Annotated in this window: 15 protein-coding genes, 1 pseudogene and 1 riboswitch; of the genes and pseudogenes, 9 read left to right on the forward strand and 7 right to left on the reverse strand. The window is 65.4% G+C overall.

Annotated features, from left to right (window positions below; all coding sequences use genetic code 11):
• Positions 1–40: 40 nt before the first annotated feature.
• Together M1E07_RS18935 and M1E07_RS18940 are read right to left on the reverse strand one after the other, a co-directional pair.
• Complete coding sequence (locus M1E07_RS18935) at positions 41–340, reverse strand: DUF1905 domain-containing protein (RefSeq protein WP_461188159.1); 300 nt, start codon at positions 338–340, stop codon at positions 41–43.
• A 126-nt stretch (positions 341–466) separates the two neighbouring features.
• Positions 467–733 (reverse strand): hypothetical protein, encoded by a 267-nt coding sequence (locus tag M1E07_RS18940; protein WP_461190484.1) that lies wholly within the window; start codon positions 731–733, stop codon positions 467–469.
• Between M1E07_RS18940 and M1E07_RS18945 the strand changes: the two are divergent.
• A pseudogene (locus tag M1E07_RS18945) lies at positions 624–2,130 on the forward strand (HNH endonuclease signature motif containing protein). The gene M1E07_RS18940 and the pseudogene M1E07_RS18945 overlap by 110 nt on opposite strands.
• Here M1E07_RS18945 and M1E07_RS18950 read toward each other — a convergent pair.
• Positions 2,127–3,356, reverse strand: a complete 1,230-nt coding sequence (locus M1E07_RS18950; protein ID WP_461188160.1) for a glutamate--cysteine ligase 2 — start codon at positions 3,354–3,356, stop codon at positions 2,127–2,129. The pseudogene M1E07_RS18945 and the gene M1E07_RS18950 overlap by 4 nt on opposite strands.
• Before the next feature lie 67 nt (positions 3,357–3,423).
• Complete coding sequence (locus M1E07_RS18955; protein WP_461188161.1) at positions 3,424–4,947, reverse strand: UDP-N-acetylglucosamine 1-carboxyvinyltransferase; 1,524 nt, start codon at positions 4,945–4,947, stop codon at positions 3,424–3,426.
• A 201-nt stretch (positions 4,948–5,148) separates the two neighbouring features.
• Between M1E07_RS18955 and M1E07_RS18960 the strand changes: the two genes are divergently transcribed.
• On the forward strand, positions 5,149–5,976 hold the full coding sequence (locus M1E07_RS18960) for a hypothetical protein (protein ID WP_461188162.1): 828 nt from the start codon (positions 5,149–5,151) through the stop codon (positions 5,974–5,976).
• Between the two features lie 15 nt (positions 5,977–5,991).
• Here the strand turns inward: M1E07_RS18960 and M1E07_RS18965 are convergent, their stop codons facing one another.
• From M1E07_RS18965 to M1E07_RS18975, 3 genes are read right to left on the reverse strand one after another with little or no spacing between them, the layout of a single operon-like run.
• The gene (locus M1E07_RS18965) at positions 5,992–6,792 is read right to left on the reverse strand and encodes an energy-coupling factor transporter transmembrane component T family protein (protein WP_461188163.1); all 801 of its coding nucleotides are present in this window, start codon (positions 6,790–6,792) and stop codon (positions 5,992–5,994) included.
• A complete protein-coding gene (locus M1E07_RS18970; RefSeq protein ID WP_461188164.1) occupies positions 6,789–8,342 on the reverse strand; it encodes an ABC transporter ATP-binding protein in 1,554 nt (517 codons plus the stop codon). Before M1E07_RS18970 ends, M1E07_RS18965 begins: the two co-directional genes overlap by 4 nt.
• Positions 8,342–8,965 (reverse strand): ECF transporter S component, encoded by a 624-nt coding sequence (locus tag M1E07_RS18975; protein WP_461188165.1) that lies wholly within the window; start codon positions 8,963–8,965, stop codon positions 8,342–8,344. Before M1E07_RS18975 ends, M1E07_RS18970 begins: the two co-directional genes overlap by 1 nt.
• Positions 8,966–9,019: 54 nt before the next feature.
• A riboswitch (TPP riboswitch) is annotated at positions 9,020–9,160 on the reverse strand.
• A 71-nt stretch (positions 9,161–9,231) separates the two neighbouring features.
• Here M1E07_RS18975 and M1E07_RS18980 point away from each other — a divergent pair.
• The 7 genes from M1E07_RS18980 (at position 9,232) to M1E07_RS19010 (ending at position 13,467) form a co-directional block, all read left to right on the forward strand.
• Positions 9,232–9,774, forward strand: a complete 543-nt coding sequence (locus M1E07_RS18980) for a heme-degrading domain-containing protein (protein WP_461188166.1) — start codon at positions 9,232–9,234, stop codon at positions 9,772–9,774.
• A gap of 77 nt (positions 9,775–9,851) precedes the next feature.
• The gene (locus tag M1E07_RS18985; protein WP_461188167.1) at positions 9,852–10,061 is read left to right on the forward strand and encodes a hypothetical protein; all 210 of its coding nucleotides are present in this window, start codon (positions 9,852–9,854) and stop codon (positions 10,059–10,061) included.
• 126 nt (positions 10,062–10,187) lie between these two features.
• A complete protein-coding gene (locus M1E07_RS18990) occupies positions 10,188–10,670 on the forward strand; it encodes a DUF4383 domain-containing protein (RefSeq protein WP_461188168.1) in 483 nt (160 codons plus the stop codon).
• Between the two features lie 67 nt (positions 10,671–10,737).
• Entirely contained in the window at positions 10,738–11,799 is a 1,062-nt protein-coding gene (locus M1E07_RS18995; protein WP_461188169.1) for an iron-containing redox enzyme family protein, read from the forward strand.
• Entirely contained in the window at positions 11,796–12,869 is a 1,074-nt protein-coding gene (locus tag M1E07_RS19000; protein ID WP_461188170.1) for a glycosyltransferase family 2 protein, read from the forward strand. The genes M1E07_RS18995 and M1E07_RS19000 overlap by 4 nt, the downstream gene beginning before the upstream one ends.
• Positions 12,866–13,081 (forward strand): CDGSH iron-sulfur domain-containing protein, encoded by a 216-nt coding sequence (locus tag M1E07_RS19005; RefSeq protein WP_461188171.1) that lies wholly within the window; start codon positions 12,866–12,868, stop codon positions 13,079–13,081. The genes M1E07_RS19000 and M1E07_RS19005 overlap by 4 nt, the downstream gene beginning before the upstream one ends.
• Positions 13,082–13,203: 122 nt before the next feature.
• Positions 13,204–13,467, forward strand: a complete 264-nt coding sequence (locus M1E07_RS19010; protein WP_461188172.1) for a DUF4235 domain-containing protein — start codon at positions 13,204–13,206, stop codon at positions 13,465–13,467.
• Positions 13,468–13,483: the final 16 nt, after the last annotated feature.

Consider the following 13,483-nt stretch of genomic DNA (forward strand, 5'->3'; position numbering starts at 1 on the left):
GCTGAGTTCAGCCAGTCCGTGCCCCGCTGCACCAGGACCATCAGTGTTGGATGGAGAGACGCACGGCCACCTCGTCGCCTTCACTGACCCGGGCCTTGTCCCTGATGGCCTTCTTCACGGGCAAGAGGTAGGAAGCGGCTTTCTGGTCGGCAAACAGTGAAGTCTGCCAGGAGTGACCTCCAATCTCCGCTGTCACCCTGACGGATCCAAATGCCTTGCTGGCGCCGGCGCTTTGTTCACGGATATCGTCTGCGACGTCTGCTGGCAATGTGAGGAAATGCCAGCCTGCCTCGCCGGGGTAAAGCCACAGTTCAGCTCTGAAGGAGTACGGGACCGTCACGCGCCGAGTATCGCACTCCTCCCTGCCGGGACACCACCGGTTGCTGGGATCAATCGGGGAGGGCGGAAAAGTTTTCTAAATTCCTTTTCAGCGGAGGACTTTTAGGCCCTGTTTTGTCAGACCCCCTCACGATGATGGAGGTATGGAAACGAACCCGGCAGTGGTGGAGGCGGAGGAAGCGGTTGTGGCTGCTGTCGCTGCGTTCATGGCTGCGTTGGCCGGCCGGGGACCGGCCGTTTCCGGTGCTGTTTCCGGTGCTGCTGGTGGGCTGGATGAGGATCCGTTGCAGTGGGTTGCTGATGCGGCGTTGGACGTCCTGGCCGGGGTGGCCAGGTCGGAAGCAAAGTTGGCGGCGGTGAAGGCACAGGCCGTGGCGGTGTTGGCTGAGTCCACGATGGCGCTGAATCATCCGGCCGGGTCGCCGCAGGAGGCCGGAGCGCAGGACCGGAGCCTCGTGGCCGAGGTCGGGTGTGCCCTGGCGATCGGTGACCGGGCTCGCCGGTGCCCTGCTCGCCGAGGCTCACGCCCTGACCAGTTCCCTGCCCCGGACGCTCGCGGCCCTGCGGTCAGGGACGATCTCGTGGGCGCACGCCCGGACCATGATCGAGCAGACCGCGTGTCTTGATCCTGCCGGTGCGGCGGCGCTGGAGGGACACTTCCTGGACCCGGCGGCGCCGAACCCCGCCCGCGGCTGCCCGGTCGGGGAAATGCCGGCCTACCGGTTCAAGGCCAAGGCCCGGGGCTGGCGGGAACGCCATCACCCGGAGAGCCTGGAGAAACGCCACGCGAAAAGTGTCGCGGACCGTCGGGTGGAGTACTGGCCGGACAGTGACGGGATGGCGTGGGTCGCCGCCCACCTGCCAGCGGACCGGGCGTCGGCGATCCGGAACCGGCTCACCGCTCTTGCCAGGGGCATGCAGGGCCCGGACGAGCCCCGCACCCTGACCCAACTGGTAGCCGGTAGTTTCTCTTCAGGGCTTCTCGGCAGCGATAACACTGCCAGCAGCGGCGACGGTGCAGGCGAGGGTGCAGGAACGGATCCCGGCCCATCTTCGTCGATCCGGGCGCAGGTGTTGGTCACCGTGCCGGTGTTCTCCCTGATGGGCCTGACCGACGAACCCGCGGTACTGGACGGGCACGGCCCGATCCCGGCTCCCATGGCGCGCAAACTCGTCGCCGACGGCGCGCAGTCGTTCCACCGGGTGCTGGTAGACCCGCGCGACGGGGCACCGCTGGAAATCGGCCGCTCCAGCTACCGGGTCACCAATGCCATGCGGAACTGGCTCAGGTTGCGGGACGGCAAATGCCCCTTCCCCGGCTGCAACAACACCTCCCTCGACAACGAAGCGGACCACCTCCTCGCCTGGCACAACGGCGGCACCACCGGCATATCAAATCTCGGCCAACCCTGCCGCAAACACCACAAACTTCGGCACACCAGCAGCTGGAAACCAACACCGGCCACCATGAACGAACCACCCGGCTGGATCTCACCCACCGGCCGGCACTACAAAAGCGAACACCAGGACTGGGAACCACCCCACTGGCCGAGTCGGATTGCTGAATCAGGGAACTCATCCTCGCAGAAGCACTCAGAACGGCCCGGGCTTTCCTCGTCCGGGTACTTTAAATTTCCCGGGTTCTTTACCGTGCCCGAAGATTTTGGCCTGCCGGAAGACTTGCCAAATTTTGACGTGCCGGAAGACCCTGGCCCTTCTGAAGACGAACTGCCAAAGGACCCGTTTCCGGACTGGCACCTGTGGCTAAGCGGGTCCCTGTCTGCCCGTTAGGACTGACGGACCCGCAATAGCTCCGGGGCCTCATCGACCTTGAAAAGATCCAAGGAGCCACGCATCGTCACGTCTACTGCATGCTTGACCACTGCACCAAAGCCCAAGTCCTCCGGCGCCGAGGTGACCAAAGCTTTGTCGCGGATGCGTCGCTGTTCGGCTGCCCCTGTCCCGCGGGCAATGACGTCCTCTACCCCCTGCCGGGCCAAGGCAAGTTCGCCCTGCTCCTGCAATACTGGCGCGAGATAGTCCACCAGGGAACGCACGACATCGGCGGCACGGGCCGGCCGGAAGGAACCGAAGTCCAACAGCTCCCCGCTGAGTCCGCCGCTGCTCGCCTGCCAGGAAGCCATCCGCAAAAGTACGGTGGGCACGGGCGCAGGATCAACGCCCTCGTGCCACTCACGGCTCGCCGTCTCCACAAGCGCCCGGACGAGAACAGCGATGAGGGCCGCATCCTCGGCCCGCAGGCAGACATCTGCAACACGGACCTCCACAGTGGGGTGGTTCCGGGACAGTCGGGCGTCGAAGTAAATCATCCCTTCATCCAGCATCACCCCGCTGTCCAACAGCCGGGTGACCACCCGGCGGTAGGCAGCATAGGTTCCATAGATACCGGCGGGACCGGCCGTCGGCCACCGGTTCCACGCCTGCGTGCGGTAACTCTCAAAACCGGTCTGTAACCCGTTCCAGTACGGCGAGTTCGCACTCAGGGCCGTGAGGACGGCAAGCTTGTCACGGATCCGGTCCAGCACAGCCACGCCCTCGTCGTGAGACTCAATGTAGGTGTGGACGTGGAAGCCGCAGGTCAGCTGCTCCTGGGCAGTCAGGCCGAAACGCTCCAGCATTTTGGCATAACGCGGATCAGGAGTGGTGTGGCTGGACAACCCGAGGGGTGACGTGGCCAGCGCCGCCACCCGGGCATTGTTTTTCCTGGCAGCCTTGTCAGCGAGCGCCCGCCCGGCATGGATCTGGTCCAGCAGCACACCGTACTCCAGGCATGGCCGCGTCTGCGTCTCGATCTGCTCCAGCTTGAGTTCGGCACTCAAGCCCATCTCGTCGTCGTCGTAAACGGTTTTGTCTTCCGTTTCGAGGTCCCGAGGGTCATCCGGAGCATCGTCGGCAGCCAACCGGTGGCCGGACAGCAGGGCATCAGCGAGGGCAAGCGGCTCCCCGCTCTCCGGATCAACGATCAGGAGCTCTTCCTCAACGCCGAATGTTCGCATACTCACATTCTGCGACAGGTGCGGGCCTTTTAGAGGTCCTTATGGGTTCATGACGAAGCGTGAATGCTCAATCCTGGAAGTACTCCACTTTGGCGCCGATGGCGTTGAGCCGCTCCGCCAGGTCCTCATACCCGCGCTCGATAACGTAGATGTTCCGAAGCTCGGAGACCCCCCGGGCTGCCAGCATGGCCAGCAGCAGGCATGCCGCGGGGCGCAGTGCCGGCGGGCAGCCAACCTCCGCCGCGCGCCATTTTGTGGGCCCGTTGACGTAGATCCGGTGGGGATCCAGCAGCTGTACCTGTGCGCCCAGCCGGTTCAGCTCCGTGAGGTAGATGGCCCGGTTTTCGTAGACCCAGTCGTGGATCATGGTCTGTCCGCCGGCGTTGGCGGCAATGACTGCAAAGAACGGGAGGTTGTCGATGTTCAGGCCGGGGAACGGCATCGGGTGGATCTTGTCCTCCGGCGCGTGCAGCACGGAAGGCTTGGTGGTCACGTCCACCAGCCGGGTGCGGCCGTTGCGGGCCATGTACTCGCCGGATATCTCCAGCTGCTGGCCCATCTGCCCCAACGTTGCAAGTTCAATCTCCATGAACTCGATGGGGACCCGGCGGATGGTCACCTCAGAGTTGGTCACAATGCCGGCGGTGATAAGGCTCATGGCCTCAATGGGATCCTCGGACGGGAAGTATTCAATCTCGGCATCGATCACGGGACGCCCGGTGATCTTCAAGGTGGTGGTGCCGACGCCGTCGATGGTCACGCCCAGCATCTGCAGGTAGAAGCAAAGGTCCTGCACCATGTAGTTCGGGCTGGCGTTGCGGATTACCGTTGTCCCCTCGCGGTGCGCCGCTGCCATGATGGCGTTCTCGGTGACCGTATCGCCCCGTTCTGTAAGCACAAAGGAACGGTCCCGGCTATCGGCAGATGGAGCCTGCACCGCATAGAAACCGGCAGTTGCTTCCACTGTGAGTCCGAACTGGCGCAGCGCCTGCATGTGCGGCTCAACTGTGCGCGTGCCCAGGTCGCACCCGCCTGCGTACGGGAGCCGGTACTGCGCGGATTCGTCCAGCAGCGGCCCCAGCAGCATGATGACGCTGCGTGTGCGGCGGGCGGCTTCAACGTCCATCGCCTCGAGGTCGAGGACGGCAGGCCTGCGGAGCTGGAGGTCGGAATCGTTGAGCCAGGTGCACTCCACCCCAATGCTGCTGAGAACCTCAACGATGCGGTTCACTTCCTCGATGCGCGCAAGGCGGCGAAGAACAGTCGTCCCCCTATTGATGAGGCTTGCGCACAGCAGGGCAACGCCGGCATTCTTGCTGCTGTTGACGTCCACGGCGCCGGATAGCGTCCGGCCGCCCTCCACCCGAAGGTGTGTCATCTGCGGTTTTCCCACATTGACAATGCTCCGGCCGAAGATCGCCTCGAGCCGCTGGATCATTTTCAGGCTCAGGTTCTGCTTGCCCTGCTCCATGCGGGCTATGGCGCTCTGGCTGGTTCCCAGCTCGGAGGCCAGCTGGCCTTGGGTCCAGCCTTTCTCACCCCGGGCATCCCTGAGCATGGCGGCAACGTGTTCCGTAGTTTCCTGCGTCATGCCAGAAAATATATCACAAATGAGCTAATCGCCCGAAAATGATCCTCAAAGAAGCCGCTTCGCGGAGCCCTTACCCACTACATGCGATAGAAGTCGGCCCGCCGCCGTTGTTGACCTTGACCGCCGGGCGGGAGGAAACTGGATTAAATCCTACTTCAGACGACGACGGAGGTGACAGTGCGCCGAGCTCGAGGCACCAGAGTGGCAGCCGGGCTTGCTGTGTTGCTGTTCGCCGTCCTGCTGCTGTTGCCCGCGTGGCCGGCCTCCGCGGCGCCCTCGCCGGGTGAAGGCATGCAGTCAACACTGGGGAACGATGTCTCCTGGCCCCAATGCGACAACCGACTGCCTTCGGACCAGGCTTTCGCCATTGTCGGCGTCAACAACGGGTTGGCCAACAACACCAATCCTTGCCTGACGGAACAGCTCGGGTGGGCCGCAGCCTCATCCGGCATCACGCCCCAGCCAAAGGTGGCCCTTTACGTCAACACCGCAAACCCTGGAAGCAGCGGCTCATGGTGGCCCACCAGCAACGAGTACCCCATAGGATCGGCAGTGCATAACCCCTATGGCTCCTGCGGCGACAAGGACTACGGGAAGGCGTGCGCTTACATGTACGGCTACGCCAAGGCCTACGACGACGCCTACGTCCGCGGGATTACCAGCCCCTCGGACTATTTCTGGTGGCTTGATGTGGAAACCGGGAACAGCTGGTCCACCACCGACAAGGATGCCAACCGCGCAGTGCTGGAGGGCATGACGGACTTCTTCCACAGCATCGACGTCGCGGGAGTCGGAATCTATTCGACCGGCCTTCAATGGGGCCGGATTGTGGGGACCGTCAGCAGCTCGAGCAACCTCTACTCCCTGCCGAGCTGGCTGGCCGGGGCGCGCACCGTAACGGGGGCCAAAGCCAACTGCTCGGACCCGCCGTTGACAGACGGCGGCGAAGTAGCAGTCACACAGTTCGTGTCCAGGAAATTTGACTACAACTACTCCTGCGAATTGCTGCATTCAGGCTCCCGCGACTGAAACAGAAATCCGTCCTCAGGATCCCAGCCACACCATGTTCCACGTCCCGGCCCATACGGCCGCAACGAAGGCTGCGCCTGCCACCAGCACACCGCTCGCCAGCACCCACACGTCCAATGCGCTGTATGTGGATTCCCGTGCCCACGTCCGCGTTCCCCCGCCGAATCCACGCGCTTCCATGGTGACGGCCAGCCTCGAGGCACGCCGGATGGCCTGAACCAAGAGCCCGAAGCTCTGCCCCAGCGTCGCCTTCAGCCGTTGTACAGCACTGCCGCGGGAACCGACGCCCCGGGCGCGGCGGGCCATCCCGATTGTTTGCCACTCCTCCGCCATCAGCCCCACCAAGCGCATGGCGGCCAGGGTTCCCAGCACAAACCTGTGCGGAAGGCGCGCCTTCTGCGCCAACGCGTCGGCTAAATCTGTGGGATCCGTGCAGCTCATCAACAGCACCGCCGGGAGCGCAATTGCCAGGCCACGCAGCATAAACCCGGCCCCCAGCTCCAGCGAGCCTTCGCTCATGGTCCAAATGCCGACGTCGACCAGCGTCTTTCCGCTGTCTGCAGCCAGGATGGAAGTACTCCAGCCGCCGACAGCTGCGGCGAGGATCAGCGGCCACCCCCGCTGCCACAGCAGCGTCAGGGTGAGGCCCGCCAACGGGAACAGCAGGAACTCAAAGACCAGCGCCACGGAAGCGGACACCCAGTCGATGGAGAGCGCCAGGACTGCGGTGATCAGGAAGACGGCGGCGAACTTGCTCAGCGGGTTGGCGCGGGTCAGCAGGGCGCTGTTGCCGTGCAGGTTCAGCTCCTGCCTCACGGTGCCACCGCCGCCGCTGCCGCCAAACGCAGTTCCGCTCCGCCCAGCGCCGCAGTGAATTCGGCGTCGTGCGTCACGGACACTACGGCGGTGCCGGCGTCCAGGAGTTCGGAAAGGAATGATGCCAGCTCCGCCCAGGTGTTGGCGTCCTGCCCGAAGGTGGGTTCATCCAGGACCAGGACCTGCGGATGCGCGGCCAGAACGGTGGCTACGGAGAGCCGCCGTTTCTCGCCGCCCGACAGCGTATAGGGGTTCGCGTCAACGAGTTCGGTGAGCCGGAGCCGCGCCAGCAGTTCGTCAACGCGCTCCTCGCCGTGCCCAAGGTGCCGCGGGCCAAAGCGCAGTTCGTCCAGCACATTTCCGGTGACGAACTGGTGCTCGGGTTCCTGGAACACCGTGCCCACACGCTCAATCAGCTGCTCTGCCTTCCACCGATACGGGTCAATTCCCGCGCCGCGGCTGAGCGGCAGGGTGGCGGAAACCTTGCCGGCGACAGGCTCCAGCAGCCCGGCGAGGGTCAGCGCAAACGTGGATTTTCCTGCTCCATTGGGCCCGGTGATGGCCAGCGCCTGCCCTGCGCGGACCTGGGCGGAAATGCCCTGCTGTACGGGCACCGGCTGCACTTTGCGAAAGCCCTTGCGGCGGGCGCGTTCCCGCGATACAGCCAGTTCCTCCGCGGCCAGCAGCAGGTCTTCAGTACCGGAAGCAGGACCCGCCGCCCGGAGGCGGGTAGCCGGAACATAGCCAGGCACCCAGACCCCGGCCGCAGTGAGCATGTTCCGGGCTTCGCTGAGGACCTGGTCCGGCGCCCCGTCCAACAGCACAGCCGGATCGGCGGCCGAGCCGGGTTGCAGCACCACGATGCGGTCTACCAGGTCCTTCCACACGGCCACGCGGTGCTCCACCACCACCAACGTTGCCCCGGTTTTGTCGAGGCAACGGCCAACGGCGTCGCGCACCTCCAGAACCCCTGCGGGGTCCAGGTTGGCCGTCGGCTCGTCAAGGAGGATCAGCCCGGGCCGCATGGCAAGGATGCCGGCGAGCGCGAGCCGCTGTTTCTGCCCGCCGGAGAGGGCCGACGTCGGGTGGTCCAGCGGCAGGTGGGAAAGCCCGACGTCGTCCAGCGCCTCGTGCACGCGGGCCCAGATATCACCGCGGGGCACGGCAAGGTTCTCGGCGCCGAAGGCGACGTCGTCACCTACGCGCGAGAGGACAACCTGGGTCTCCGGGTCCTGCTGCATCAGCCCGGCCCGGCCGCGCTGCTCCCGGGGGGAGGCGCCGTCGATCAGCAGCGAACCGGACTCATCGGAATCGCCGGCCTCGTCGTCGTCATGTGCGTCCCCCAGCACCCCAGCCAGAGCGTGGAGGAGCGTGGACTTGCCTGCGCCGGACGGGCCCAGCAGGAGCACTCGCTCCCCCGGCTGGATGTCCAGGTCAAGGGCACGGACAGCAGGTTTGGAGCGCCCGGCATGCCGCCAGCCCCAGCCCCTGGCGGTGACTGCAGCCGGCCGCGCCGCCACCGCAGCGCCGGAGAGGGAAGGAGCAGTCATCAGGAAAAGACGGGCTCCGTTGCTGCCTTGCGCGACGCAAAGGAACTCAGGACTCCGGTCTTGGCCAAGCCGCGGGTGGCGATCCAGGACAGGGCTCCGGCGATCACGGCACCGGAAATCGCGGTGACGATGATGTAAGCCAGCTTGTCCCCGCCGGAGTAGGCGATGTTCCAGCCCCAGGGCGCGAAGGAGTCATTCAGGCCGCAGAAAAGCCCGGCAGCGGCGCCCGCGAGCAGGGCTACCGGCAGGTTGAACTTCCGGTACACAAAGATCGCGAAGATGATCTCGGCGCCCAGGCCCTGGACAAACCCGGAGAACAGCACGGAGGCGCCGTACTGCGACCCCATCAGCAGCTCACCGGTGGCGGCGACGGTCTCGCAGAACAGCGCGGCGCCCGGCTTGCGGATGATGAGCATGCCCAGCACCGCCGGGATCATCCATCCGCCGGCGATCAGGCCGGTCAAAGGCGGGTATACGGCGTTCATGGGGGCTGAGACTGCGTTAGCCCCCTGGGACCATGCCCAGAAGATGACGCCGCCGGCGATGGCGATCAAGGCCGCCACCACGATGTCCACGACGCGCCAGGACTTGCTGGTGGTCTTCTTTACTGCTGTTGTTGCCATGCGATCCTCCTGAGGAACAGGAGGGGAAAGCACGGCAACGGCACGCCGCTGCGGTGCTTCGAGAACTCGACTCCCTTGCGCCGGTACTAACCGGATCAGGTTCGAGGGTCTGCGGCTGTCCGCACTCTCAGCGCCCACCTGCGGATCCTGGCTTTGCCAGTGATGCCCGACGGCGGCGCTCCCCTGTCGTTGAATGATTCTGTGGGTAAATAATTGCCCTTGCAGGCGGGGTCCAGTTTACACCGGAGGGGGGTAGATTGTGGGCCATGACTGCCAATTCCCCGCATGTGACTGAGTTCGATCCGGATTCCGATGCCATCCAGCCGGAAGGATCCCTGCAAGCACTTATCGCCCGGATCGAGGGTGAAATCCGGGAGCTCCAGCTTCCAGCGTTCTCCATGGACGACGCACTGAACCTGGGGCTGCTGCTCGTGGAGCTGGGCAAGGAAGGCCAGTTCCCCATCGCGATAGACATCACCAAGGGTGAGCAGGTCCTGTTCCACGTTGCCCTGGCCGGCGCCACCCCGGACAACGGGCACTGGATCCGCGCCAAGCAGCGCACGGCCGCCAGGTATGAGGTGCCCTCCCTGCTGGTGGGGCTGCGCGCCCGGCTCCGCGGCGGACGGATCGAAGACCAGGGCTGGTTCGATCAGACCCGGTATGCGGCACACGGGGGTTCCTTCCCCGTGTACGTCGCTGGGGTGGGCGCGGTCGCAACGGTGACTGTTTCGGGGCTTCCCCAGGTGCAGGACCATGAACTGGTGGTACAGGCCCTGCGCGAGATCCTCAGCTCCATGCGCACGGACTGAGGACAGGCCGGCGCGATGGACCCTCAATATGCCTGGAGTACATTCGAAACGGCGAAGTTCCAAACAGGAGGGGCGCCATGCCCAGTAATGCAGCCGAAAACCAGGTGCAGGCGGCAGTGGACAAGGCCGCGGAGGAAATGATCTATATTGGCCCGGACCACCCCTACTATCCCCTGCTGGCGGAACTGGTGTCCGCCGTGGGCAAGGCCTGGCAGCAAGGGTACGAGCACGGCCGCCACGGTGGGCACCATGTAAACCCTTACGTGTGGACCACTCCGGAGGGTTGAGCGCCACCAGCGGCCTGCGAAAGCTGCGGGCAGCGGCGGGCAGCAACAGCAGGATGACCACCGCACTTAGCTTAAGTTAGTAATCATGCTTACTATGTTGTCTCCCGGCTTTTGAGGAGACAGGTCATGACAGTCAGCACCCGGGCCACCGGAGCGAGGACGGGCCTGCAGAAGGCTGCGCTCGCAACGGGCGTCCTCTTCCTGCTGGTAGGTGTCCTTGGATTCATCCCTGGGATCACCAGTAACTACGAATCATTGGGCATGGCCGGCCACGGTTCGAAAGCCTTGTTATTGGGCGTCTTCCAGGTGTCCGCCCTGCACAACATCGTGCACCTGGCGTTCGGGGCGGCCGGACTGCTGCTTGCCCGGACCCATCAGCAGGCAAGGAGCTTCCTCACCTACGGGGGCGTCGTTTACCTGGTCCTCTGGCTGTACGGGCTCTTGGTGGGCGATGAAACACCCGCCAACTTCGTCCCCGTCAACGGCGCCGACAACTGGCTGCACCTGGCCCTGGGGCTGGCCATGATCGTCCTGGCCATCATGCTGTCCCCGCGGACCACCCCGCCGGCCACCCCGCGGCGCAACCGCGGACGCGACCTGAACGCTTAGCCTTAACCGAAGCCGCCACCGTCGACGGCGCAGCACCGGCAGCACCGCTGCCGCCCGAAGGAGCATCATGAAGATCCCAGAACCCCGAGGACCCATCAGCACCGCCCTGTCCAAGGCCCTGGCAGTTACAACCGGGGCTGCCGACGGCGCCAAGCTCGTCGAGGAACTGCGCCGGCTGGTCACGGCACAGCTGGAGGCAACCACCGACATCATCGGGGACGACGACGTCCAGCTGGCACTCTTCTGCCTCTACGAACTTCACTATTCCGGCCTTCAAGGCGTAAGTGACGAGTGGGAATGGGAGCCGGACCTCATCCGCGTCCGCCGCCTGCTGGAAAGGCCATTCGAAAAAGCGCTGCGGGCAGCCGCCCAATCAGCAGCCGGGGAGCTGGACCTGCCGCCGGCGGCGGAGATGACCAGTGACGCCGTCGCCGACGTGCTGTTCGGCCTGGCCGCCACCGACACCGGACCCAGCGTGTCCCGGTATGTGGCCAAGAAGGCAACCCTGGACCAGCTCAAGGAGTTCCTGATCCACAAGTCCGTCTACCAGCTCAAGGAAGCGGACCCGCACACCTGGGCCATCCCCCGGCTTACCGGGAGGCCGAAGGCTGCACTGGTGGAGATCCAGGCCGACGAGTACGGCGGAGGACGCCCCGAACGCATGCACAGCGCACTGTTCGCCCGCACCATGCGCGGCCTGGGAATGGACGACCAGTACGGCGCCTACGTCAACGCAGTACCGGCCGTTTCCCTGGCGGCGGTGAACATGATGTCCCTGTTCGGGCTCAACCGGCGGCTCCGCGGCGCCATCACCGGACACCTGGCGATCTACGAGATGACCTCCTCCCAGCCCAACCGCCTGTACGGCAACGGTTTCCGCCGGCACGGCTTCGACGCTGAAGTGACGCACTACTTCGACGAGCACGTGGAAGCCGACGCGGTCCACGAGCAGATCGCCGGCCGCGACCTCGCAGGAGGACTTGTGGAGGCCGAACCTGAACTGCTCGGGGACGTCCTGTTCGGGGCGACGGCCGTGATGGCAATCGATGGCAGGCTGTCGACGCACCTCTTGGCCTGCTGGGAAAACGGAGAGACCTCACTGAGGGCGGCAGTGCCGGCAGCAGCGTGAACGTTACCGCCGTCGGGCAGCCCGCAGAGTACATCCTGCCGCTGCGCTGGAGCGAGGATTCGGAACTGCCCAACCTGGCCGCCTACCTTGAACGCCTCTCCGAATGGATCCCTGTCACCGTGGTGGACGGCTCAGGCCTGGAGCTGTTCGAGCGGCACCGTGCCGCCTTCCCATCCGCCGTTCGCCACATCCGTCCGGAGCCCGCCGGAGGCGGCGGCAGTCACGGCAACGGTGGCGGCGGCAACGGCAAAGTGGCCGGTGTGATGACCGGCGTCCGCGCCGCCAGGGCGGAGCTGCTGGTGATAGCCGACGACGACGTGCGCTACACACGCGAATCGCTCACCGCCGTCGTGAATCACCTCCAGTCAGCGGACGTTGTGCGGCCGCAGAACTACTTCGATCCCCTGCCCTGGCACGCGTGGTGGGACACCTCCAGGAGCCTGATCAACCGGGCCTGGTCGGCGGACTTTCCTGGGACCTTGGCCGTGCGCCGGAGCGCACTGCTGGCCACCGGCGGCTATGCTCCTGTGCTGTTCGAGAACCTGGAGCTGATCAGGACCGTCAAGGCCGCCGGCGGCCGGGAGAAGATCCTGCCGGACCTGTTCGTTGCCCGCAGGCCGCCCGGGCCGCGGCACTTCCTCAAGCAGCGCATCCGGCAGGCATACGACGACTTCGCCCAGCCCCGCCGCCTCGCCGCGGAACTTTCGCTGCTTCCGGTGATCGCCGCAGCAGCCCGCCTTCCCGCGAGGCACCGCGGCCGGGCCCTCCTGGGACTGGCGGCGGCACCGGTCATCGTCGCCGCTGTGGGGCGGCAGCGGCACAACGGGGCAACCGTCTTCCCCTTTCGGGCCGTGTGGTGCGCTCCGCTGTGGGTTTCGGAGCGGGCGGTCTGCATCTGGGTTGCGCTGGCCTTCCGCCTCAGTGGGGGCGTCCCCTACGCTGGGAGCCGGCTCAAGATCGCGGCGCACACGGAAGCCGAGCTGCAGCACCGGCACTCCGGAAAACTGGCCGCCCTGTGCTCCCAAGACACCCACACTTCCGCCCGCAACCCCCACCAGGAGCAGCCATGAACCAGGAACCAGCCGAAAGTTCGATCGTGGTGTGCCCCGACGGGCCCCTGATTATCCGGGGCGACTTCGAAATCGTGACACCCTCCGGGGACCCGGTTCCCCGCCAGCGCCAAACCGTGGCGCTGTGCCGCTGCGGCGCGTCGGCCATCAAGCCCTACTGCGACGGCACACACAAGATGATCAAGTTCCGGACGGAACCGCCCGCGGGCTGAGCAGCCCTCCTGCAGGACGTCCACAACGCCCACAGCGAATCGGGGCCACGCCGCTCCGGCTCCCGGCCGCGATGCCGCTAGGCTGAAGTCAGCCTGTTTTCCGCCCGCAAGGAGTACTAAGAATGAACCTCTTCATCAAGCTGCTCGGTACCGGTGTGAGCCTCGGTGCCGGCTTCGTCGGAACCAAGCTGGTCAACACCGTCTGGGAAAAGACCACCGGCCGGAAGCCGCCCACGGGCAAGGACGAGGACATCCCCACCAGCCTCCAGTCCGCGCTGACGTTCGCTCTGATCTCGGCCTCGGTGAGCACCATCATCCAGGTCCTGGCCAACCGCGGCACCCAGCGGGCCATCACCAGGTTCGCGAAGAGCAAGGACATCGTCTGACCTGCAGGGATCGCCC

The organism is Arthrobacter sp. Z4-13, assembly GCF_054792705.1.

Coding starts and splice junctions, on each gene's coding strand:
- M1E07_RS18950 (WP_461188160.1), bottom strand. CDS start 3,356: ATGCGAACATTCGGCGTTGAGGAAGAGCTCCTGATCGTTGATCCGGAG.
- M1E07_RS18955 (WP_461188161.1), bottom strand. CDS start 4,947: ATGACGCAGGAAACTACGGAACACGTTGCCGCCATGCTCAGGGATGCC.
- M1E07_RS18970 (WP_461188164.1), bottom strand. CDS start 8,342: ATGACTGCTCCTTCCCTCTCCGGCGCTGCGGTGGCGGCGCGGCCGGCT.
- M1E07_RS18975 (WP_461188165.1), bottom strand. CDS start 8,965: ATGGCAACAACAGCAGTAAAGAAGACCACCAGCAAGTCCTGGCGCGTC.
- M1E07_RS18980 (WP_461188166.1), top strand. CDS start 9,232: ATGACTGCCAATTCCCCGCATGTGACTGAGTTCGATCCGGATTCCGAT.
- M1E07_RS18985 (WP_461188167.1), top strand. CDS start 9,852: ATGCCCAGTAATGCAGCCGAAAACCAGGTGCAGGCGGCAGTGGACAAG.
- M1E07_RS18990 (WP_461188168.1), top strand. CDS start 10,188: ATGACAGTCAGCACCCGGGCCACCGGAGCGAGGACGGGCCTGCAGAAG.
- M1E07_RS18995 (WP_461188169.1), top strand. CDS start 10,738: ATGAAGATCCCAGAACCCCGAGGACCCATCAGCACCGCCCTGTCCAAG.
- M1E07_RS19005 (WP_461188171.1), top strand. CDS start 12,866: ATGAACCAGGAACCAGCCGAAAGTTCGATCGTGGTGTGCCCCGACGGG.
- M1E07_RS19010 (WP_461188172.1), top strand. CDS start 13,204: ATGAACCTCTTCATCAAGCTGCTCGGTACCGGTGTGAGCCTCGGTGCC.